23 protein-coding genes are annotated in these 21,212 nt (G+C 32.3%); 21 read left to right on the top strand and 2 right to left on the bottom strand.

All coding sequences use genetic code 11. The features are described from left to right. Nucleotide 1: 1 nt before the first annotated feature. Nucleotides 2–883 carry a 5'-3' exonuclease gene (locus ACF91D_RS19240; RefSeq protein WP_039066487.1) on the top strand — a complete coding sequence of 294 codons (882 nt, stop codon included), beginning with the start codon at nucleotides 2–4 and terminating at the stop codon, nucleotides 881–883. Between the two features lie 120 nt (nucleotides 884–1,003). Here the strand turns inward: ACF91D_RS19240 and ACF91D_RS19235 are convergent, their stop codons facing one another. Next, nucleotides 1,004–1,408: a ribonuclease HI family protein gene (locus tag ACF91D_RS19235; protein ID WP_039066489.1), complete on the bottom strand. Its 405-nt coding sequence runs from the start codon at nucleotides 1,406–1,408 to the stop codon at nucleotides 1,004–1,006. 172 nt (nucleotides 1,409–1,580) lie between these two features. Here ACF91D_RS19235 and ACF91D_RS19230 point away from each other — a divergent pair, with 172 nt between their 5' ends. Next, nucleotides 1,581–2,153: an RBBP9/YdeN family alpha/beta hydrolase gene (locus ACF91D_RS19230; RefSeq protein WP_327620597.1), complete on the top strand. Its 573-nt coding sequence runs from the start codon at nucleotides 1,581–1,583 to the stop codon at nucleotides 2,151–2,153. Nucleotides 2,154–2,169: 16 nt separating this feature from the next. On the opposite strand, the gene ACF91D_RS19225 is transcribed toward ACF91D_RS19230, so the two are convergent. After that, entirely contained in the window at nucleotides 2,170–2,874 is a 705-nt protein-coding gene (locus ACF91D_RS19225; protein WP_039066492.1) for a queuosine precursor transporter, read from the bottom strand. A 254-nt stretch (nucleotides 2,875–3,128) separates the two neighbouring features. Here ACF91D_RS19225 and ACF91D_RS19220 point away from each other — a divergent pair, with 254 nt between their 5' ends. The 19 genes from ACF91D_RS19220 to sucB all read left to right on the top strand — a co-directional run bounded on the left by ACF91D_RS19220 (nucleotide 3,129) and on the right by sucB (nucleotide 20,505). Beyond that, the gene (locus ACF91D_RS19220; protein ID WP_080750252.1) at nucleotides 3,129–3,323 is read left to right on the top strand and encodes a zinc-finger domain-containing protein; all 195 of its coding nucleotides are present in this window, start codon (nucleotides 3,129–3,131) and stop codon (nucleotides 3,321–3,323) included. A 16-nt stretch (nucleotides 3,324–3,339) separates the two neighbouring features. Next, the gene (locus tag ACF91D_RS19215) at nucleotides 3,340–3,597 is read left to right on the top strand and encodes a NifU N-terminal domain-containing protein (protein WP_039066494.1); all 258 of its coding nucleotides are present in this window, start codon (nucleotides 3,340–3,342) and stop codon (nucleotides 3,595–3,597) included. Nucleotides 3,598–3,614: 17 nt separating this feature from the next. Then, a complete protein-coding gene (locus ACF91D_RS19210; protein ID WP_107549087.1) occupies nucleotides 3,615–4,733 on the top strand; it encodes a conserved virulence factor C family protein in 1,119 nt (372 codons plus the stop codon). 42 nt (nucleotides 4,734–4,775) lie between these two features. Then, nucleotides 4,776–5,210, top strand: a complete 435-nt coding sequence (brxA, locus tag ACF91D_RS19205) for a bacilliredoxin BrxA (protein WP_039066497.1) — start codon at nucleotides 4,776–4,778, stop codon at nucleotides 5,208–5,210. A gap of 269 nt (nucleotides 5,211–5,479) precedes the next feature. Continuing rightward, complete coding sequence (locus ACF91D_RS19200) at nucleotides 5,480–6,436, top strand: thymidylate synthase (RefSeq protein ID WP_039066498.1); 957 nt, start codon at nucleotides 5,480–5,482, stop codon at nucleotides 6,434–6,436. Between the two features lie 100 nt (nucleotides 6,437–6,536). Further along, the gene (locus tag ACF91D_RS19195; protein WP_039066500.1) at nucleotides 6,537–7,022 is read left to right on the top strand and encodes a dihydrofolate reductase; all 486 of its coding nucleotides are present in this window, start codon (nucleotides 6,537–6,539) and stop codon (nucleotides 7,020–7,022) included. Between the two features lie 9 nt (nucleotides 7,023–7,031). Beyond that, entirely contained in the window at nucleotides 7,032–7,871 is an 840-nt protein-coding gene (locus ACF91D_RS19190; RefSeq protein WP_039066501.1) for a DegV family protein, read from the top strand. Nucleotides 7,872–7,997: 126 nt separating this feature from the next. Continuing rightward, nucleotides 7,998–8,525, top strand: coding sequence for a peptide-methionine (S)-S-oxide reductase MsrA (gene msrA, locus ACF91D_RS19185; RefSeq protein ID WP_039066502.1), 528 nt, complete (start codon nucleotides 7,998–8,000; stop codon nucleotides 8,523–8,525). Further along, nucleotides 8,518–8,946 (top strand): peptide-methionine (R)-S-oxide reductase MsrB, encoded by a 429-nt coding sequence (msrB, locus tag ACF91D_RS19180; protein WP_069793068.1) that lies wholly within the window; start codon nucleotides 8,518–8,520, stop codon nucleotides 8,944–8,946. Before msrA ends, msrB begins: the two co-directional genes overlap by 8 nt. A 14-nt stretch (nucleotides 8,947–8,960) precedes the next feature. Then, complete coding sequence (locus ACF91D_RS19175) at nucleotides 8,961–9,461, top strand: PTS sugar transporter subunit IIA (RefSeq protein WP_039066504.1); 501 nt, start codon at nucleotides 8,961–8,963, stop codon at nucleotides 9,459–9,461. Next, nucleotides 9,461–9,682: a YozE family protein gene (locus tag ACF91D_RS19170; RefSeq protein WP_029377293.1), complete on the top strand. Its 222-nt coding sequence runs from the start codon at nucleotides 9,461–9,463 to the stop codon at nucleotides 9,680–9,682. The genes ACF91D_RS19175 and ACF91D_RS19170 overlap by 1 nt, the downstream gene beginning before the upstream one ends. A gap of 156 nt (nucleotides 9,683–9,838) precedes the next feature. Further along, a complete protein-coding gene (locus tag ACF91D_RS19165; RefSeq protein WP_039066506.1) occupies nucleotides 9,839–11,314 on the top strand; it encodes a S41 family peptidase in 1,476 nt (491 codons plus the stop codon). A gap of 21 nt (nucleotides 11,315–11,335) precedes the next feature. Next, entirely contained in the window at nucleotides 11,336–11,845 is a 510-nt protein-coding gene (locus ACF91D_RS19160) for a GNAT family N-acetyltransferase (protein WP_069793070.1), read from the top strand. Between the two features lie 10 nt (nucleotides 11,846–11,855). Beyond that, the gene (locus tag ACF91D_RS19155; RefSeq protein ID WP_107549101.1) at nucleotides 11,856–12,929 is read left to right on the top strand and encodes an undecaprenyldiphospho-muramoylpentapeptide beta-N-acetylglucosaminyltransferase; all 1,074 of its coding nucleotides are present in this window, start codon (nucleotides 11,856–11,858) and stop codon (nucleotides 12,927–12,929) included. A gap of 14 nt (nucleotides 12,930–12,943) precedes the next feature. After that, nucleotides 12,944–13,558 carry a phosphatase PAP2 family protein gene (locus ACF91D_RS19150; protein ID WP_039066510.1) on the top strand — a complete coding sequence of 205 codons (615 nt, stop codon included), beginning with the start codon at nucleotides 12,944–12,946 and terminating at the stop codon, nucleotides 13,556–13,558. Nucleotides 13,559–14,088: 530 nt separating this feature from the next. Continuing rightward, complete coding sequence (locus tag ACF91D_RS19145; RefSeq protein WP_039066511.1) at nucleotides 14,089–14,751, top strand: response regulator transcription factor; 663 nt, start codon at nucleotides 14,089–14,091, stop codon at nucleotides 14,749–14,751. Continuing rightward, complete coding sequence (locus ACF91D_RS19140) at nucleotides 14,748–16,103, top strand: HAMP domain-containing sensor histidine kinase (protein WP_039066512.1); 1,356 nt, start codon at nucleotides 14,748–14,750, stop codon at nucleotides 16,101–16,103. Before ACF91D_RS19145 ends, ACF91D_RS19140 begins: the two co-directional genes overlap by 4 nt. A gap of 315 nt (nucleotides 16,104–16,418) precedes the next feature. Then, nucleotides 16,419–19,220 carry a 2-oxoglutarate dehydrogenase E1 component gene (locus tag ACF91D_RS19135; protein ID WP_069793072.1) on the top strand — a complete coding sequence of 934 codons (2,802 nt, stop codon included), beginning with the start codon at nucleotides 16,419–16,421 and terminating at the stop codon, nucleotides 19,218–19,220. Between the two features lie 13 nt (nucleotides 19,221–19,233). Then, a complete protein-coding gene (gene sucB / locus ACF91D_RS19130; protein WP_039066515.1) occupies nucleotides 19,234–20,505 on the top strand; it encodes a dihydrolipoyllysine-residue succinyltransferase in 1,272 nt (423 codons plus the stop codon). Nucleotides 20,506–21,212: the final 707 nt, after the last annotated feature.

Here is a 21,212-nt window from a genome sequence, read left to right as displayed (position 1 = left end):
TATGTCCAAAAAAATATTATTAATTGATGGCATGGCTTTACTATTTCGTCATTTCTTTGCCACAAGTCTCCACAAACAATTTATGAGAAACTCTTTAGGCACACCTACAAACGGTGTTCAAGGGTTTGTGCGTCATGTTTTTACTGCAATAAATGAAATTCAACCCACACATGTAGCTGTGTGTTGGGATATGGGTAAATCTACTTTCAGAAACGACATGTTTGATGGTTACAAACAAAATCGTCCTGCACCACCAGACGAACTGATACCCCAATTTGACTATGTTAAAGAAGTCTCTAACCAATTCGGTTTTGTTAATATAGGCGTTCAAAATTTTGAAGCAGATGATGTTATTGGCACTTTAGCAGAAGCCTATTCTGATCAAAACCAAGTCTATATCGTGACAGGGGATAAAGATATATTACAATGTATTAACCCAAATGTTGAGATTTGGTTAACTAAAAAAGGGTTTAATATCTATAATCGCTATACATTAAATAGATTCCAAAACGAATATGGTTTGAACCCAACGCAACTTGTAGATGTAAAAGCATTTATGGGCGACACGGCGGACGGTTATTCAGGTGTGAAAGGCATCGGGGAAAAAACAGCAATCAAACTAATTCAAAGCTATGGCTCAGTTGAATCTGTTATTGATGCATTAGATCAATTAACACCAGGCCAACGTAATAAAATAGAAACTGATATGAACAATCTTAAACTTTCAAAAACCTTAGCAAAAATCCATACGCAAGTTCCTTTAAATACTAATGAATTACTGGATGATATGGCATTTGGTACCGAATTATCAAAAGTTTTAAATATATGTAACGAACACGAATTATATGTATCTGGTAAATATCTAGCTACACATTTTAGTTAAAATCTAATACTTACAACAAAGACTTATAAACTATAAACAGAGCGGGCAAATGAGATTAAGTGAAAACTTAGAACTCATTTGCCCGCTCTCTTCATTATGAATAAATTACAAACGAAAAACTTATTTTTTATTTTGTTTTGTTATTTTATAAAGTTCATTTTTAGCGTGATGATTTGCCTCTTTATTTTGATTTCTAGGTACCCATCTAACAAAAAATAATTCAAAATTCTGTTCTAATTGCAACATCTTATCGTAATAAAGTTTGAATTTTTCATTTTTAACACTGCCTTTATTAATACTATCTTCGATAAGTTTCGAATCTGTAAATACTAATGCTGTAGATATATCATGTTTAGTAGCACATTCCAAAGCAAATATTAAAGTAGCCCATTCAGCACTATGATTATCCATGACACCTAAATCTTTTGTATAGTGAAAACGCTCGTTGTCAATTACTAAAACGACCGCACATGCGCTTACGCCAGGGTTACCAGCCGTAGCAGCATCAAAATAAATTTTTGCCATAATTTCCACCTTTATCTTTCAATTTGTATTTATTTTATCAAAACAAGCATATTTATACTATTTACGTGGTAATTAAATGTTTGTGAAAGTATATAATATGGCTTATACTTAATATATATTTATTCCTACTCAAAAAGTCGGATTTCGAAGGAAGTTGATATATTTGAAAAATATGTTTATTATACACGGTTATCAAGCGACTACTGAAAGTCATTGGTTTGAGTGGTTAGCTAATGAAATGAAACAATTTGGTTATTCTACAGAAATTGTTTATTTACCAAATGCGAATCAACCTAATTTAAAAGCATGGATTACAGCTATACAAAATAACTTAAAAAATAAGTTAGATTCAGAAACAATTATTGTTGCACATAGTTTGGGTGTTATAACTATACTTGATTATTTGTCTAGGCTACAACATGGTCCGACTATTAAAGGGCTATACCTTGTTTCTGGTTTTAATGAGCAACTAAAAAATTTGCCGGAACTTAATCACTATATATCACAAACTCAGATTGATTTCCATAATATTAATGCACAAAACATCGTAACGATTGCTGGCAGCCATGACCCAATTGTCAATATTGAAGCAACCGACAGATTATCTCGTGAATTAAATACGGAAACATTGCATGTGTCACACGAAGGTCATTTCCTTGATAGTGATGGATATAAAACTTTCGATTTTCTAAAAGACCAAATCACTTATTCATTAACTAAAAAAACCTCTAGAATTGGTAGTTAACCAATTCTAGAGGTTTTTAGTAACCTTCATCTAATTTGTTTATTTTACCTTTACGGTACATTGATTTAGCCCAATAACCAAAAGGAACGTTAAATATTGTTGAAATTACTTTCAATAAATAAGTAGTTATAAAAATTTCGAAAACTGCAGCATTTGGCATAGTTCCGATAAATGCAATTGATACAAATAATGCAGTATCAATAATATTACTAATGATTGTACTACCGTAAGCCCTAATAATAAATGTTTTATCTGAACTAAAAAGCTTTTTAATTAAAGTAAATAGTAATACGTCTAAATGCTGCCCGATAATATAAGCTATCACAGAGCCCAATGCGATTCTCGGCACAACATTAAAAATAGTTTCTAATGCTTGTTGTGAACTATCAATTGGTGATGGTGTGAAATGCAAAGACATTTGCATAACGATAATCATAACCAATGTAGAACTGAAACCTATCCAAATTGCACGTTTTGCAACTTTCCTACCATAAATATCGTTTAATATGTCAGTTGCAAGGTAAATAGAAGCGAACATGACATTACCCAAAGTTGCAGAAATCGTAAATATATCTACAGTTTTAATTACTTGAATGTTTGCAATAATCGTACCTATTGCAACCCACGCAATCAGGCCATGTTTACCAAATAATCTATACATGGCTACTAATAAAAGAAATGTTACTAAAAATGTTACTACTCCAAATATTTCATTAAACAATTTATTTTCCTCCTAAATTTTGTTGATGCGGGTGTTTAGAAACCGCAAAAATAAACAACTAAATAATTTTACCAAATAAAACTAAAAATACAAGTGACTTTAATAAATTTTATGAACATTAGTAGATAAAAATTTGTGTATAAATTTTAAGATTAAACAAACATTGTCACAAATGATATAATGACCCTAAGTGTCAAAACCTTGTAATTTTAATGTATTTATTAGGGACATTTTATTTATAGAATAACAGGAGAGTGACGAGTATTCTAACTTATTCTGAAAGAGAAGCAATTAAAGCAATTGATCATTTAACGAATACGTATTGCAATAAATGCTTACTTAAACACCACATTAACAAAACTCAAGGAAAAACACATGCCCACCATTTTTGCATATCAGAATGTTCGGTAGGGAAAGAAATTAAACAATTAGGCAATGAGCTGCAATAATTAGGAGGAATTTCAAATGGAAATCGTAGAGGTAGCACAAACACCAAATCCAAATACAATGAAAATCGTTTTACAATTATCAGGTGAAGACTATAAACCTAGTACTTATACTTCTGTTAAAGATGGACAACCTGATTTTATCAACGCGATACTTGAATTAGAAGGCATCAAGTCTATTTTTCAGGCTATGAATTTTATTTCAGTAGATAAAAAATCTGATTTCAATTGGGACGACTTATTACCAAGAGTAACTGAAACATTAGAAAATATTTAATAAGGAGAGGTTCTTAAATGGAAATCGTACGTGTTGAACCTACGCCAAGTCCTAACACGATGAAAATTGTATTAAACGAAAAAAGAAAAGATAATAAATCAAATACGTATACTACTATCCAAGATGACCAGCCAAATTTTATCAATGACGTATTAGAGGTAGAAGGTATCAAATCGATATTTTACGTTATGGATTTTCTTGCAATAGATAAAAAGCCGAAATACGACTGGGAATCATTATTGCCTAAAGTCACTGCTACATTAAATAATGACGTATCCGAAGTAGAAGAACCTATGCCAGATGAACATTTTGGAGAAGTTAAGGCTGAAGTTTTAAAATTCAAAGGCATACCTTACCAAGTGAAACTTACAACTAATGCAGAGGAAAAACGCAAGCAACTACCAGAAATTTTTATAGATAGTATGCTTGCAGCCCAAAAAGAGGACGATAATATTGTCTTTCAACGTAAGTGGGAAGACTTAGGAATTCGTTACGGCGAATTCGATGAGATTATGTCAGAAGTGTTTGAAGAGATATTAGCTGTTTATCCTGCTGACAAATTAGAAACACTTGTCAAAGATGCATTAAATACGGATGTAGTGATTCCCGAAAAGCATTATCAACATGTATCCCTTGAAACCTATCAGGCTACGGAGGATTGGAAAGAACGCTTAAGAATGTTAAAGTCTTTTCCTACACCGACAGAACAAGACTTTCCATTATTAGGTGACGCTGTTAGCGAGGAAGAAAAAACGCCTTTAAGACGTGAAGCTATCGTCTTACTTGGTATGGTAGAAGATAAAGCTGTATTACCATACTTATTCAAAGGTTTACGCGACAAAAGTCCAGCAGTAAGACGGACTGCTGGTGATTGCTTGAGTGATTTAGGGTTTAAACAAGCATTACCAGAGATGGAAAAAGCATTAGATGACCCGCAAAAAATTGTTAGATGGAGAGCAGCTATGTTTATCTTTGATGAAGGTGGTCCAGAACAATTAGATGCTCTACTCGCACATGAAAACGATCCAGCTTATGAAGTTAAACTCCAAATTGAAATGGCAATTGAAAGAATCGAAAATGGAGACCAAGCCCTAGGATCAGTTTGGAAACAAATTGCTAACAGAAATAAAGTATGATTGTTAAAATATTTATTATCAGATTTTTAAGGAGTGTTTGAAATGAATGCATATGAAGCATACATGAATGAACTTGCTACACAGATGCGTAGCGAATTAACAGGGCGTGGCTTTGAAAGTTTAGAAACTTCAGATGACGTAACGAACTATATGAATAATATTTCTGCAGAAGATACTACATTCGTTGTAATTAACTCAACATGTGGGTGTGCTGCCGGTTTAGCTAGACCAGCAGCTGTAACTGTAGTAGAGCAAAATGAAAAAAAACCAACAAATAAAGTAACTGTTTTCGCTGGCCAAGATAAAGAAGCTACTGAGACGATGCGTAATTATATTCAACAAGTGCCATCAAGCCCATCGTATGCATTGTTTAAAGGCCAAGAATTGAAACACTTTATCCCTCGCGAACATATCGAAGGTAGAGATATTCAAGATATATGTATGGATATCAAAGATTCATTTGATGAACACTGTTAAAGTGGAGAAAAATTTTCATACAGTGTACAGAGTACACTAATTAATCCTATTAAAATGCCAACTTACGACATATCTATTTTTTAATATTGAGATATGACTAAGTTGGCGTTTATTTTTAAAAATAATGCGACTTTTATAACGTTTACACTGAAATGTTGTATAATTTACATAACATACGATATTTTTACACAATCTATAGTAAATTCTTTTAATTGTTGCTAATATCCAATAAGATTAAATAAAAATATAATTGAAAGGAGTGTGCTACTATGTTAAATAGTTTTGACCAATCTTATCATAATCTGTGTGAAGAAATTCTAGAGATAGGTAAGCAGAAAAACGATCGCACAAATACAGGCACAATTTCTAAATTCGGACATCAGCTTAGATTTGATTTAGCAAAAGGGTTTCCTTTACTAACAACAAAAAAAGTTTCATTTAAATTAATTGCTACTGAATTATTATGGTTTATAAAAGGTGATACGAATATCAAATATTTACTCCAATACAACAATAATATTTGGAATGAATGGGCATTCGAAAACTATGTGAATTCATCTGATTATCACGGACCAGACATGACCAATTTTGGTCATAAAGCACAAACTGATGATGCTTTTAATGCAATATATAAAGAAGAAATGCAGAAATTTAAACAACAAATATTAAATAATAATGATTTTGCCGCAAAATACGGTGATTTAGGTAACGTTTATGGGAAACAATGGCGTGATTGGGAAGATAAACAAGGGAATCATTTTGATCAGTTAAGAACAGTTATTGATCAAATTAAGAGTAACCCTAATTCACGTAGACATATCATTTCTGCGTGGAATCCGACTGAAATTGATACAATGGCTTTACCACCATGTCATACAATGTTCCAATTTTACGTTCAAGATGGAAAGTTAAGTTGCCAATTATATCAGAGAAGTGCTGATATATTTTTAGGCGTACCATTTAACATTGCTAGTTATAGTCTGTTAACACACTTAATAGCAAAAGAATGTGGTTTAGAAGTTGGAGAATTTGTGCATACTTTTGGCGATGCGCATATTTACTCAAATCATATCGATGCAATAGAAACGCAATTATCACGCGATAGTTTTGAACCACCTAAACTTAAAATCAATTCCGATGCCTCGATTTTCGATATAAATTATGAAGATTTAGAAATTGTAGATTATGAATCTCATCCTGCTATTAAAGCACCAATTGCAGTTTAAAACATAAGCTATTGTTTAAATTAATAAGCCTTTTGCTATATAATTAAAATCATGGAATTTATAGATTCTTATTTAGAATTTCACTATTAGGAGGAAAATTATGACACTGTCAATACTAGTAGCTCATGATCAGCAACGTGTCATCGGCGTAAATAATCAATTACCTTGGCACTTACCTAGTGATTTAAAACATGTTAAAGCATTAACCACAGGCAATACGCTTGTCATGGGGCGCGCAACATTTGATTCTATTGGGAAGCCGCTTCCTAATAGACGTAATGTTGTTTTAACAAGAAACAAAGCATTCCATCATGAAGGTGTAGATGTTATACATTCCATGGAAGAAATTGACGATTTACCGGGACACGTATTCATTTTTGGTGGTCAGTCTCTTTTTGAAGAAATGATCGATAAAGTTGATGATATGTATATCACTGTGATAGAAGATAAATATAATGGCGATACATTTTTCCCGCCATATACCTTTAAAGATTGGGAAGTTGAATCATCAGTCAAAGGGGAAATTGATGACAAGAATACAATTCCTCACACTTTTTTACATTTGACGCGTAAGAAAACTTCATAGGAGGAAATTATGATGCAAAAGAAAATTGTTACCGATTCAACATCTGATTTATCGCACGCGTATTTATCTGATAATGATATACATGTGATACCGCTTAATTTAACAATCAATGGCGAAGCCTATGTTGACCAAGTAGATATCTCTTCTGAAGCTTACATTCAAAAAATGCAAGAAGATGCAGATGTTAAAACTAGCCAACCAGCAATTGGTAAATTTATTGAAATGTATGACAAACTAGGTGCAGATGGTTCTGAAATTATAAGTATCCATATGACTTCAGGTTTAAGTGGCACATACCAAACAGCACTACAAGCAAGTCAAATGAGTGATAGTAAGGTGACAGTCATTGATTCTAAATCTATTTCCTTTGGGTTAGGCTATCAAGTACAACATATTGTAGACTGGAATAATGAAGGATATACCACAGAAGATATCGTTACTAAAATTGCCGAACTACAAAAGAATATAAAACTTTATGTTGTAATAGGACAATTAAATCAACTAATCAAAGGTGGCCGTATTAGTAAAACTAAAGGCTTAATAGGTAATATGATGAAAATCAAACCAATAGGTACACTTGAAGATGGTAAAATCGAATTAATCCACAATTCCAGAACCCAAAATGCAAGTGTACAATTTTTAAAGAAAGAAATTAGTGCATTTATAGGCGACAGAAATATCAAATCCATTGGTATTGCCCATGCAAATATTATTGAATTCGTAGATAAAGTAAAAAAACATTTTTCAGAAGAATTCAATTTTACACAGTTCGACACAAACGTAACAACACCTGTGATTAGTACTCATACAGGTCAAGGTGCAATTGGTCTCGTTGTGTTAAGGTCATAAAAGCCATTAAAAGATTGCTATGAATATACTTGAAGCAATATGTCTTAGTTAATAAATAAACAATTTTATAGCGTATCTCTTAAAATAATGGTAACTTTATGACAAAATAGACTTAGGAGGTATATTATGGCTTATGCGACATTAGCTGGAGGTTGTTTTTGGTGTTTAGTTAAACCATTTACTTCTTACCCAGGTATCGAGAGTGTTGTTTCTGGATACAGTGGTGGTCATACTGATAATCCTACTTATGAAAGTGTAAGTACGAATCAAACAGGTCACGTAGAAGCAGTTCAAATCACCTATAATCCGGAAATTACTTCCTTCGAAAATGTACTAGATGTTTATTTTAAAACATTTGATCCAACAGACAATGGCGGTCAATTTTTTGATAGAGGCGAACATTATGAGCCAGTAATTTTTTATCATGATGAAACACAAAAAAAGGCTGCCGAAGCAAAAATACAACAACTAAATGAACAAGCAATTTTTGATAACCCAGTTATCACGCCCATTAAACCGTATAAAAACTTTTACCCTGCAGAATCTTATCATCAAGATTATTACAAAAAAAATCCGTTACATTATGAACAGTATCAACGGGGTTCAGGACGCAAAGGTTTTATAGAAAAGCATTGGGGGAAACAAAATGATTAAAAAGAGTAAAAATGATTTAAATGAAATGGAGTACTTAGTTACACAAGAAAATGGAACCGAACCTCCATTTCAAAACGAATATTGGAATCACTTTGATAAAGGTATCTATGTAGACAAAATTTCTGGAAAACCATTATTCACTTCAGAAGAAAAATTTGAGTCAGATTGTGGTTGGCCAAGTTTTTCAAAAGCAATTGATGATGAAGAAATTATTGAACTTGTAGATAAAACATTCGGCATGGTAAGAACGGAAGTACGTTCAGAAGATGCGAATAGTCATTTAGGTCATGTTTTTAATGATGGACCAAAAGAAAGTGGTGGTCTGAGATATTGCATTAACTCTGCAGCAGTACAATTTATACCATATGATAAACTAGAAGAACTAGGCTATGCAGATTTAATACCACATTTTGAAAAATAAGGAGCGAACTAGATATGTTTAAAAAATTATTCGGTAAAGGTAAAGAAGTAAATAAAGATAGCGCTATTTATGCACCACTTTCTGGAGAATATGTAAAAATTGAGGATATACCAGATCCAGTATTTGCTCAAAAAATGATGGGCGAAGGTTTTGGCATTAATCCAACAAATGGAGAAGTTGTTTCACCAATTGATGGTAAGGTAGACAATGTTTTTCCTACAAAACATGCTATTGGTCTTAAAGCTGAGAATGGCTTAGAATTACTTGTTCACATTGGTTTAGATACTGTTCAATTAGATGGTCAAGGGTTTGATATCCTTGTCGAAAGTGGAGATACCGTAAATGTTGGAGACCCACTACTGAAATTTGATTTAGACTACATTAAAGAACATGCTAAATCTGTTATTTCTCCAATAATTATTACAAATTCTGATAATACATCTTCAATTTCTGTTTCTGATGTAACTACAGTTACAAAAGGTGAAACTAAAATTGTTGATGTAACAATGAACTAATGAAAGACCATTCTTTTTATCAATTTGCACTAACAGCACGAGGTCGTAGAGATGCAAAAGGTGAATTAGCAGAAGAGATTTTTGATGACTTATCTTTCCCTAGACAAGAAAAAGATTTTCATATACTTTCTGAATATATTGAAACTCGAGGAGATTATACAGTTTCATTAGCCGTATTTGATGATTTATATGAAGAATATACAGAGTGGCTAAAATTTTAATACTTAAATAATTGAGAAAATATAGTGAAGTATATTAAAATATTTAAGTATCATTTACAGGGCTGGGATTAAACTAAATGGTTCAATCCCAGCTAATTTTATTTTATAGCAAATGGATAATATTTTTATTTTTACATATGTATTGGAAGTGATTAAATGTCAGAGCATAAGGACATAAACGAACAAAATATTAGCGATAACGAAGATAAAGTTCAACAATCTACTTCAAAAACCTTTAAATTCAAGCGTAGCCATTTCATTTTACTGTTGTTGGGCACAATGCTTATCACAGCTGTGATTGCTGTTTTCGCTACAATTGGAATCAGCAATTGGAATAGTGGCTTAACGGATAACCAAAGGCACGAAGTACAAAAAATAGAAGAAGTATATAAAACTTTAAACAATGAATACTACAAAGATACAAACCCCGAAAAGCTTTCTTCTGCAGCAATCGATGGTATGGTTAAAGATTTAGATGATCCTTATTCAGATTATATGACTAAAGATGAGACAAAATCATTTAATGAAGATGTTTCTGGAGACTTTGTTGGTATCGGAGCAGAAATGCAAAAAAAAGGTGATAAAATTGAAATCACAAGCCCAATGAAACAATCTCCAGCAGAAAAAGCAGGTATACAACCAAAAGACGTAGTTAAAAAAGTAGATGGCAAATCAATAAAAGGTCAGCCTTTAGAAGCTATTGTTAAAAAAGTAAGAGGTAAACAAGGTACAGAAGTTACTTTAACTATTGAAAGAGCTAAGCAAACACATGACATTACAATTAAACGTGATAAAATTCATGTAAAAAGTGTTGAATATGAAAAACATAAAAACGTTGGTGTCTTCACAATTAATAAATTCCAAAATAGCACTTCTGGCGAACTAAAATCAGCACTTATTAAAGCACATAAAGATGGTGTACGTAAAATCGTTCTTGATTTACGCAATAATCCTGGCGGTCTCTTAGATGAAGCTGTTAAAATGGCTAATATTTTTATAGATAAAGGAGAAACTGTAGTTCAACTTGAAAAAGGCAAACACAAAGAAGAAATACAAACTTCAAATGACGCTTTGAAAGAAGCTAAAGATATGGACGTATCTATTTTAGTTAATAAAGGGTCAGCCAGTGCTTCAGAAGTGTTTACTGGTGCTATGAAAGACTATGATAAGGCAAAAGTGTATGGTTCTAAAACATTCGGTAAAGGTATTGTACAAACCACACACGAATTTGATGATGGTTCTTTATTAAAATTTACTAATATGAAATGGTTAACACCAAAATCTCATTATATTCACGGTAAAGGTATTGAACCTGACACTAAGCTAAATGAACCTGCGTACCAATCTTTAAATGTAATTCCCAACGATAAAGTATACCAATTGGGTGATAATGATAAAAACGTTAAAACAATAAAGATAGGTTTAACTGCTTTAGGCCATGAAACGTCTAATGAATCAACTGAATTTGATAGCTCATTAGAAAATGCGATTAAATCTTTCCAAAAAGAAAACGACTTAAAAGTGAATGGCACTTTTAATAAAGAGACAAATGAGAAGTTCACACAACAATTAGTAAATAAGGCAAATGAAGAAGACACTGTTCTCAATAAACTTTTAAAAATAATAAATTAATATTAGAGAGGTATAAGTTTCATGATTAGAATCGCTAATAAAAATGATTTGTTAAGCATATTAAATATTGTTGGAGAAGCTAAAGTAATAATGCAACAAGATAACAACAACCAATGGGATGAACATTACCCTTTAAAAGAACATTTTGCAGTAGATATAGAGAAAGAGTCACTCTATGTACTAGAAGAAAATAATGAAATTTATGCGTTTATTGTTGTCGACCAAGATCAAGCAGAATGGTATGATAATTTAGAATGGCCTGTAAATAGACAAGGTGCATATGTCATACATAGGCTTGCAAGTTCGGTGAGCTATAAGGGTGCTGCAACACAACTATTTAATTTCGCTGTTAATCTTGCGCTTGACCATGATATTCATGTGTTGTTGACAGATACTTTTGCATTAAACAAACGTGCGCAAGGTCTATTTAATAAGTTTGGATTTAGCAAAGTAGGCGAAGTAGAAATTGATTACCATCCTTTTAATAAAGGAGAACCATTTTATGCCTATTATAAAAAATTAGAAGAATAGAGGTAATAATATGACGAAAATCGCATTTACTGGTGGAGGCACAGTTGGCCATGTATCCGTTAATTTAAGTTTAATCCCAACTGCACTTGAAGAAGATTACGAAGCTTTTTATATCGGTTCAAAAAAAGGTATTGAACGTGAAATGATAGAATCTCAATTACCATCTATTAAATATCATTCGATATCAAGCGGTAAATTGAGACGGTATATATCATGGGACAATATCAAAGATGTATTTAAAGTTTTAAAAGGTATATTAGACGCAAGACGTGTATTAAAAAAAGAAAAACCTGATTTATTATTTTCTAAAGGTGGTTTCGTCTCTGTACCTGTAGTTATAGCTGCTAAATCATTAAAGATTCCTACTATTATACATGAATCTGATTTAACACCAGGTCTTGCAAATAAAATTTCACTCAAGTTTGCGAAGAAGATTTACACCACATTTGAAGATACCTTACAATATTTACCTAAAGATAAAGCAGATTTTGTAGGGGCCACTGTTAGAGAAGACCTTAAAACTGGAGATAAAAAAAGAGGTTATCAACTTACAGAGTTCAATGATAACAAGAAAGTATTGTTAGTTATGGGTGGTAGTTTAGGTAGTAAAAAACTTAATAGTATTATTAGAGAGAATCTCGAAGCTTTACAAGCTACTTATCAGATTATACATTTAACTGGTAAAGGCCTAATCGATGAACAATATTCGAATCAAAAAGATTATATTCAATTTGACTTTGTTAAAGATGATTTAACTGATTTACTCGCTATTACTGATACAGTGATTAGTCGCGCTGGGTCAAATGCAATTTATGAATTTCTAGCACTTCGTATACCAATGCTTCTAATACCATTAGGACTTGAGCAATCACGTGGCGACCAAATTGATAACGCTGAAAACTTTGAAGCTAAAGGTTTCGGTAAGACGATTCCTGAAAATGATTTAACAGAACAAAAATTAATAGATCAATTAAATAACATCGAAGCAAATCGCGATGTAATAATTAATCAAATGCAAACGTATAAAGAAAGTTTTACACGACAAGATTTATTTAGAAAAATAATTAAAGACGCATTAAGTTAATGGAGGTTTATGCAATGAGTCGTTGGAAAAGAATATCATTACTCATCATTTTCACATTAATATTTGGCATCATTGCATTCTTTCACGAATCCAGATTAGGAAAGTGGATTGACAACGAAGTTTATGAGTTTATATATTCTTCTGAAAGTTTTATCACTACAACTATGTTTCTTGGTGTTACTAAAATCGGAGAAGTATGGGCAATGATATGTTTATCGCTTTTATTAATAGCCTATTTAATGTTAAAACGCCTAAATATTGAAGCGTTATTTTTTGCAATTGCTATGAGCTTATCAAGTACACTTAATCCACTGTTAAAAAATATCTTTGATAGAGAACGTCCAACTTTACTTAGACTTATCGATATCTCTGGTTTCAGTTTCCCAAGTGGACATGCTATGGGCTCTGCAGCATTCTTTGGAAGTACCATGTATATTGCCAATCGAACAATGAGAGGAAAATCAAAGGCTTTCATGATCGGATTATCTGCTTTATTTATTATTATGATCTCAACTTCGCGCGTGTACCTTGGAGTTCATTATCCTACCGATATTATCGCAGGTATCATCGGTGGCGCATTCTGCGTAGTTCTATCATCATTAATATTACGTCACAAATTAAAAATTTAAATCTTTTTTATCAAATGCTCTCCGAAGTGCTAACTTTGTGAGAGCCTTTTTGTGTTATCCTAATAAAACAAAAGCTCAAATAGTCCAAGTAATATAAACTGAGATATTCTCAACATAAAAAGACAGTTAAATGATAATGAAATCATTTAACTGCCTAATATGTGTCAAAATTTATTATAAAAACCGATTTTACTAAGTAAAACCGGTTTTTATATTCACGTTGTCTCGCAACGTTAGTCTTTTACGGGCATATAAAAGGGGATATTTTTGAAAATGATCAATCCAAATAAGAACGAAATATGTGTGGGGGGGAATGTCTTACTTTTGGAATTGATAATCATTTTCAATTACATTATACAATACTGAGAATGATTGTCAATTAAAAATCCAAAATTTTTTTATTTCTTAAGAAAACTTTATAAACTAGCGTCAATCGTATTAATTCACGAGTACTTTTAATATATAATTATTTTTAGTATGACTTTCTACAATTGACTATTTCATTTAATATATAACTTGAGGTGCTACTTATGACAAAAATTTTAATAGTGGAAGACGAACAAAACCTAGCTCGCTTTATTGAACTTGAACTCGAGCATGAAAACTATGAAGTCGACATCGAATACGATGGACAACCTGGTTTAAACAAAGCATTAACTAATGATTATGATTTAATCCTATTAGATTTAATGTTACCAAACATAAATGGTCTCGAAATATGTAGACAAATTCGTCAACAACAAACAACACCCATTATCATTATTACAGCAAAAAGCGATACCTATGATAAAGTAGCTGGACTAGATTATGGCGCAGATGATTACATTGTAAAACCGTTTGATATAGAAGAATTATTAGCTAGAATCCGTGCTATGTTACGCCGCCAGCCACAAAAGAATGTAATTAATATCAAAGGTATTATCATTGATAAAGATGCATTTAAAGTGACTGTCGATGGCCATCCTTTAGATTTAACTAAAACAGAATATGATTTGTTATATCTATTAGCAAATAATAAAAATCACGTGCTACAAAGAGAACAAATTATCACAGATGTATGGGGATACGATACAGAAGTAGAAACGAATGTCGTTGATGTTTATATACGATATTTAAGAAATAAACTTAAACCTTTTAGTAAAGATAAATGCATAGAGACTGTACGTGGCGTTGGGTATGTGATTAGACAATGAAGCAGCGTAAACTAAAAACAAAATGGATGATGATTACTACAACCATCACATTTTTAACTATATTCATATTTAGCCTAATTATAATATTCTTTTTAAGTAGCTCACTCAGACATAATGAATTAAGTGAAGCTAATCGCAGTTCTGAAGATATTGTTCAATTATTTGAATCTAAAAACATTAATCATATAACGCCATTAGATTTAAATGCTTCATTGGGAAATTTTCAAAAAGTAATACTTTATAACGATGATGAAAAAAAATTGATTGAAACTTCAAATGATGAGTCGATTACTTTCTCACCAGAAGTAGTTCCTAAAGATAGGAATAATATTGTTATTAAGAAACATCAAAATACAGACTATTTAATTATAACCGATCATATAGATTCGCCTAAATTCAAGGGCTATAGTGTGATTGTACATTCTTTAGAAGATTACAACGCACTCGTTAACTCACTTTACTTTATTGCATTAATATTTGGTATAATCGCAACATTTATTACAGCAATCATTAGTTATTTCTTTTCATCACAAATTACAAAACCATTAATATTAATGTCTAATAAAATGCAACAAATACGTCGAGATGGTTTCCAAGAAAAAGTTGAGTTGTCTACAAACTACGAAGAAACTGATAACTTAATCGCTACCTTCAACGAAATGATGTTTCAATTAGAGGAATCTTTTAATCAGCAAAGACAGTTCGTCGAAGATGCTTCTCATGAACTTCGAACACCTTTGCAAATCATACAAGGTCATTTGAATTTAATTAATCGCTGGGGCAAAAAAGACCCTGCTATTTTAGAAGAGTCTTTAGATATCTCATTAGAAGAAATGTCTAGAATCACAAAATTGGTTGAAGAATTGTTATTACTAACCAAAGAAAATAGTAATAGTCGAGATGGAGACATTGAAAATGTAGAAATCAACGCAGAAATCACGTCACGAATCAAATCCTTAAAACAACTTCATGAAGATTATACTTTTGAATTTGATGCTTATCCTAAGCCACTAAATATAAAAATTGACCGTTATCAATTAGAACAAGTTTTGATTATTTTTATCGATAACGCAATGAAATATGATCAAGTTAACAAACATATTCATATTCAGACGAAGTTACGGAATAAACAAATATCTATAGAAATTACAGATCATGGTGTTGGGATTCCTAAAGAAGATATCGAATTTATCTTTGATAGATTTTACAGGGTTGATAAATCACGTTCACGTAAACTAGGTGGTAATGGTTTAGGATTATCAATCGCCAAAAAAATTATAGAATTAAATCACGGTAAGATTCACGTAGATAGTGTAGTAGGTCAACATACAACTTTCAAAATTATATTTTAGCAATGCTTGTTTAGCGTTTAAAATAATATAGTCATTAACAATAATATCTAATATTAACTTTAGACTGGATCATGCTAATCTATTGCTAGTTAAAAATATGTTAATGGCGCTTTTCAAACAACAAAATACACTTATGAAGTAGTTTTTCACTGTCGTAAATATTAACTGGAGATGCCATAGAAGTCTTATTATTATAATTAGATTTCTATGGCACCTCCTTTTTTCAGATAAGTGAGTTATTGGTACTTTAATTTGTATATATTTAATGCTATTATTGATTTGTAAGCGTTTCAACTATTTTGTGGAGGGTGTAATATGAGCAACGAAAGTCAGGTTTCCGAGGCACCTGTAAATTTCGGAGCAAATCTTGGATATGTTTTAGATTTATATGATATATATCTAAATGATCCTAGTGCAGTTCCTGAAGATTTGCAAGTCCTTTTTAGTACAATTAAAAACGGTGAAGCAAACATCACAACAAATAATGAAGGTCAGAGTAACATAACTAAAGGGGATAGCACAATCAAACGTGTTATGCGCCTTATCGATAATATTCGTCAATATGGGCATTTGTTGGCAGATATTTATCCTGTTAATAGACCTGAAAGAGAAAATGTTCCCAAGTTAACAATCGAAGATTTTAATTTGGACAAAGAAACACTTGAATCTATTTCAGCTGGAATTGTTTCTGACCATTTTAAAGACATCTATGATAATGCATACGAAGCAATTGTGCGTATGGAAAAGCGTTACAAAGGTCCAATTGCCTTTGAATACACACATATTAATAATAATAGAGAACGTGTATGGTTAAAACGTAGAATTGAAACTCCATACAAAGCAACATTAAATGATAATCAAAAAATTGAACTATTTAAAAACTTAGCCCACGTAGAAGGTTTTGAAAAATATTTACACAAAAACTTTGTTGGAGCTAAACGCTTCTCCATCGAAGGTGTAGATACTCTTGTGCCTATGCTACAACAAACATTAAGAATTGCGAGCGACGAAGGCATTCAAAATATCCAAATCGGTATGGCCCATCGTGGAAGATTAAATGTTTTAACACATGTTCTAGAAAAGCCATATGAAATGATGATTTCTGAATTTATGCACACAGATCCAATGAAATTCTTGCCTGAAGATGGCAGTTTAGAATTAACATCCGGTTGGTCTGGTGATGTTAAATATCATCTTGGCGGAGTGAAAACAACGCAATCATATGGTATTGAACAAAAAATCTCATTGGCAAACAACCCAAGTCATTTAGAAATCGTATCACCAGTAGTCCTTGGTAAAACACGTGCTAATCAAGATACAACTGATAAACCAGGCTCAATAACTACCGAATTTAAAAAATCTATGCCTATATTAATTCATGGTGACGCCGCTTATCCTGGTCAAGGTATTAACTTTGAAGCTATGAACTTAGGTAATTTAGATGGTTATTCAACAGGTGGTTCACTTCACATTATTACAAATAACCGTATTGGCTTTACAACCGAACCTCAAGACGGACGTTCTACAACATATTCTTCAGATGTTGCAAAAGGATATGACGTTCCAATCATGCATGTAAATGCTGATAATGTTGAAGCAACAATTGAAGCAATTGAAATTGCTATGGCGTTCAGAAAAGAGTTCAATAAAGATGTAGTCATCGATTTAGTAGGTTATCGTCGATACGGACACAATGAAATGGATGAACCATCAATCACAAACCCACTACCATATCATGAAATACGTAAACATGAGTCAGTTGAAATCTTATACGGAAAACAACTTGTCAGCGAAAATATCATTTCAGAAGATGAAATGAATAATATCATTGACGATGTCCAAAAAACTTTAAGAGCTGCTCATGATAAAATTGATAAAAACGACAAAATGGACAACCCAGAAATGCAAAGACCTGAAAGTTTAGCTGAACCAATACAAAACGACGATTCTGAGTTAAGCTTTGAGCAATTAAAAGAAATTAATGACGCAATGCTTACTTATCCTTCGAACTTCAATGTATTGAAAAAGCTAAATAAAGTGCTAGAGAAACGTAAGGAACCATTTGAAAGTGAAGATGGATTAGTTGACTGGGCTCAAGCAGAACAATTAGCTTTTGCAACTATCACTCAAAATGGAACACCAATACGTTTGACTGGTCAAGACAGTGAACGTGGCACATTCAGTCACCGTCACGCTGTGTTGCACGATCCAGAAACCGGCGAACAATATGTACCATTACACAACGTACCTGATCAAAAAGCAACCTTTGAAGTACGTAACTCTCCATTATCAGAAGCTGCAGTTGTAGGTTTTGAATATGGCTATAATGTGCAAAATAAATCATGTATGACAATTTGGGAAGCACAATACGGGGACTTTTCAAATATGGCTCAAATGATTTTCGACAACTTCTTATTTAGTTCTCGCGCTAAATGGGGAGAACGTTCAGGATTAACTTTATTCTTGCCTCATTCATTTGAAGGTCAAGGTCCAGAACACTCATCTGCACGTTTAGAAAGATTTTTACAATTAGCTGGTGAAAATAATTCAACTATCGTTAATTTATCTAGTTCAAGCAACTACTTCCATTTATTACGTGCACAAGCAGCGAATTTAGGTACACAGTCTATGAGACCATTAGTGGTTATGTCACCTAAGAGCTTATTACGTAATAAGACTGTTGCAGATCCTATAAGTAAATTCACTTCCGGTAAATTCGAACCAATTTTACCAGAAGATCACGATAAATCAGCAGTGAAAAAGGTTATTTTAGCATCAGGTAAAATGTTTATTGATTTAAAAGAATATTTGGCAAAAAACCCAAAAGATTCTATTTTAATCGTAGCAGTAGAAAGACTTTATCCTTTCCCTGCCGATGAAATTAATGCATTATTAAACGAATTACCTAATTTAGAAAATGTAGCTTGGGTACAAGAAGAACCTAAGAACCAAGGTGCATGGTCATTCGTTTATCCTTATCTAAAAGAATTAACAACTGATAAATACGATTTAAGTTATCACGGTCGTATCCAACGTTCAGCTCCTGCTGAAGGTGATGGTGAAATTCACAAACTCGTACAAAATATGATAATCGAACAAAGTACAAACATTAACTAGGGGGAAGTTAAGCATGCCAGAGGTAAAAGTTCCAGAATTAGCAGAATCCATAACAGAAGGTACCATTGCAGAATGGTTAAAACAAGTCGGTGATAGCGTAGATAAAGGTGAAGCTATTGTTGAATTAGAAACAGACAAAGTAAACGTTGAAGTTGTCTCAGAAGAAGCAGGCGTGCTTCAAGAATTATTAGCTGACGAAGGTGACACAGTAGAAGTTGGCCAAGCAATTGCAGTAGTTGGGGAAGGAAGCGGTAATAATACTTCCGAGTCATCAACAAAACAAGAAGATACTAAAGCAACTGACAATTCAAATAAAGAACAACAATCATCTGAATCATCTGAATCAACTGGAAGTAAATCAGAAGCGTCATCACAAGATAACGGACAACGAGTAAATGCTACACCATCTGCGCGTAAATACGCCCGTGAAAAAGGTATTGACTTATCTGAAGTATCACCATCTTCTAACGATGTGGTGAGAAAATCTCATGTTGATCAAAGTCAAAAACAATCAAATACTCAACAATCACAACCAGCTGCTAAAGAAGAAACTAAAAAACCAGCGCAACAAAACCCATCAAAACCAGTTATTAGAGAAAAAATGTCTCGTCGTAAGAAAACAGCTGCCAAAAAATTATTAGAAGTATCTAATAATACAGCTATGTTAACTACTTTTAACGAAATCGATATGACAAATGTTATGGACTTACGTAAACGTAAGAAAGAACAATTCATCAAAGACCATGATGGTACAAAACTTGGTTTCATGTCATTCTTTACAAAAGCAGCTGTAGCAGCGTTGAAAAAATATCCAGAAGTAAATGCTGAAATTGATGGCGATGACATGATTACTAAACAATATTATGATATCGGGGTTGCAGTTTCTACAGAAGACGGTTTACTTGTACCATTTGTTAGAGATTGCGACAAGAAAAACTTTGCTGAAATTGAAGATGAAATTGGTAACTTAGCTAAAAAAGCGCGTGACAAAAAACTTGGTTTAGATGATATGGTTAACGGATCATTTACAATCACAAATGGCGGTATCTTTGGTTCAATGATGTCTACACCTATCATTAACGGTAGCCAAGCCGCAATTTTAGGTATGCATTCAATTATCACTCGTCCAATTGCTATCGATGCAGATACAATTGAAAACCGTCCAATGATGTACATCGCTCTAAGCTATGACCACAGAATCATTGATGGTAAAGAAGCTGTAGGTTTCTTAAAAACAATTAAAGAATTAATTGAAAATCCAGAAGATTTACTACTAGAATCTTAATCCACAACACAAAATAGTTTACTAACCCTAATACAACGGCGTTTATCGTCGTTGTATTTTTATGTTTATATATAATTTAAAAAACACCTAATAAAAAACTATCAAAATTACATAGAGCCATATATTAAAAATGCATAGAAAACAAAAGGAAGTATCATATAAGCATAATTTTCAAATTCATAGGGATCAAAGTCAGAAATACTAATATTACGTTCAAAAGGCCTTTAAAAAGCAAATTCTAAATATATAACACTTAGGAATTTAAAACAGACACTTTTGGAATTATAAAACATTCACAATATAAAATTGTTATTATGTAACGTAAGATATAGGTTTAAAATTATCTATAAAAAAGGAATGATTTTATGACTTTTAAAAGCGCTTTGAAATTCGGTATCATTATGTCATTAGTCATGTGCACAGCATTTTATATTATCCCGCCACCTGAACACATTTTAGGGAAAATAGTTTATTCATTAATTACTACATGCATAGGTTTATTACTAGTTTATTTTATAATAGGCAAAGAAAACATGAAAAAAGATAATACTGAAAGTTCATAAACAAATTCTAAATCTAATATTTTATTATCTTTGTGTAATAGTCAGCTCCATAGGGAAGCACACGAGCCCAAAAATAAAAGATAAGGAGACGCTCAACGAAAACATGTACAAAAAACGGGCGATAAAGTTAGAGGCAGTGACAAT

Source organism: Staphylococcus sp. 231237_7MaSpsaltlick (assembly GCF_043107035.1).
Note: the sequence above shows the minus strand (reverse complement) of the source record. Positions and strands in the feature narration are given on the sequence as shown.

Coding starts and splice junctions, on each gene's coding strand:
- ACF91D_RS19175 (WP_039066504.1), top strand. CDS start 8,961: ATGTTTAAAAAATTATTCGGTAAAGGTAAAGAAGTAAATAAAGATAGC.
- ACF91D_RS19170 (WP_029377293.1), top strand. CDS start 9,461: ATGAAAGACCATTCTTTTTATCAATTTGCACTAACAGCACGAGGTCGT.
- ACF91D_RS19215 (WP_039066494.1), top strand. CDS start 3,340: ATGGAAATCGTAGAGGTAGCACAAACACCAAATCCAAATACAATGAAA.
- ACF91D_RS19190 (WP_039066501.1), top strand. CDS start 7,032: ATGATGCAAAAGAAAATTGTTACCGATTCAACATCTGATTTATCGCAC.
- brxA (WP_039066497.1), top strand. CDS start 4,776: ATGAATGCATATGAAGCATACATGAATGAACTTGCTACACAGATGCGT.
- ACF91D_RS19140 (WP_039066512.1), top strand. CDS start 14,748: ATGAAGCAGCGTAAACTAAAAACAAAATGGATGATGATTACTACAACC.
- msrA (WP_039066502.1), top strand. CDS start 7,998: ATGGCTTATGCGACATTAGCTGGAGGTTGTTTTTGGTGTTTAGTTAAA.
- ACF91D_RS19210 (WP_107549087.1), top strand. CDS start 3,615: ATGGAAATCGTACGTGTTGAACCTACGCCAAGTCCTAACACGATGAAA.
- ACF91D_RS19165 (WP_039066506.1), top strand. CDS start 9,839: ATGTCAGAGCATAAGGACATAAACGAACAAAATATTAGCGATAACGAA.
- ACF91D_RS19145 (WP_039066511.1), top strand. CDS start 14,089: ATGACAAAAATTTTAATAGTGGAAGACGAACAAAACCTAGCTCGCTTT.
- ACF91D_RS19155 (WP_107549101.1), top strand. CDS start 11,856: ATGACGAAAATCGCATTTACTGGTGGAGGCACAGTTGGCCATGTATCC.
- ACF91D_RS19160 (WP_069793070.1), top strand. CDS start 11,336: ATGATTAGAATCGCTAATAAAAATGATTTGTTAAGCATATTAAATATT.
- ACF91D_RS19235 (WP_039066489.1), bottom strand. CDS start 1,408: ATGGCAAAAATTTATTTTGATGCTGCTACGGCTGGTAACCCTGGCGTA.
- ACF91D_RS19200 (WP_039066498.1), top strand. CDS start 5,480: ATGTTAAATAGTTTTGACCAATCTTATCATAATCTGTGTGAAGAAATT.
- sucB (WP_039066515.1), top strand. CDS start 19,234: ATGCCAGAGGTAAAAGTTCCAGAATTAGCAGAATCCATAACAGAAGGT.
- ACF91D_RS19240 (WP_039066487.1), top strand. CDS start 2: ATGTCCAAAAAAATATTATTAATTGATGGCATGGCTTTACTATTTCGT.
- ACF91D_RS19230 (WP_327620597.1), top strand. CDS start 1,581: ATGTTTATTATACACGGTTATCAAGCGACTACTGAAAGTCATTGGTTT.
- ACF91D_RS19150 (WP_039066510.1), top strand. CDS start 12,944: ATGAGTCGTTGGAAAAGAATATCATTACTCATCATTTTCACATTAATA.
- ACF91D_RS19135 (WP_069793072.1), top strand. CDS start 16,419: ATGAGCAACGAAAGTCAGGTTTCCGAGGCACCTGTAAATTTCGGAGCA.
- ACF91D_RS19195 (WP_039066500.1), top strand. CDS start 6,537: ATGACACTGTCAATACTAGTAGCTCATGATCAGCAACGTGTCATCGGC.
- msrB (WP_069793068.1), top strand. CDS start 8,518: ATGATTAAAAAGAGTAAAAATGATTTAAATGAAATGGAGTACTTAGTT.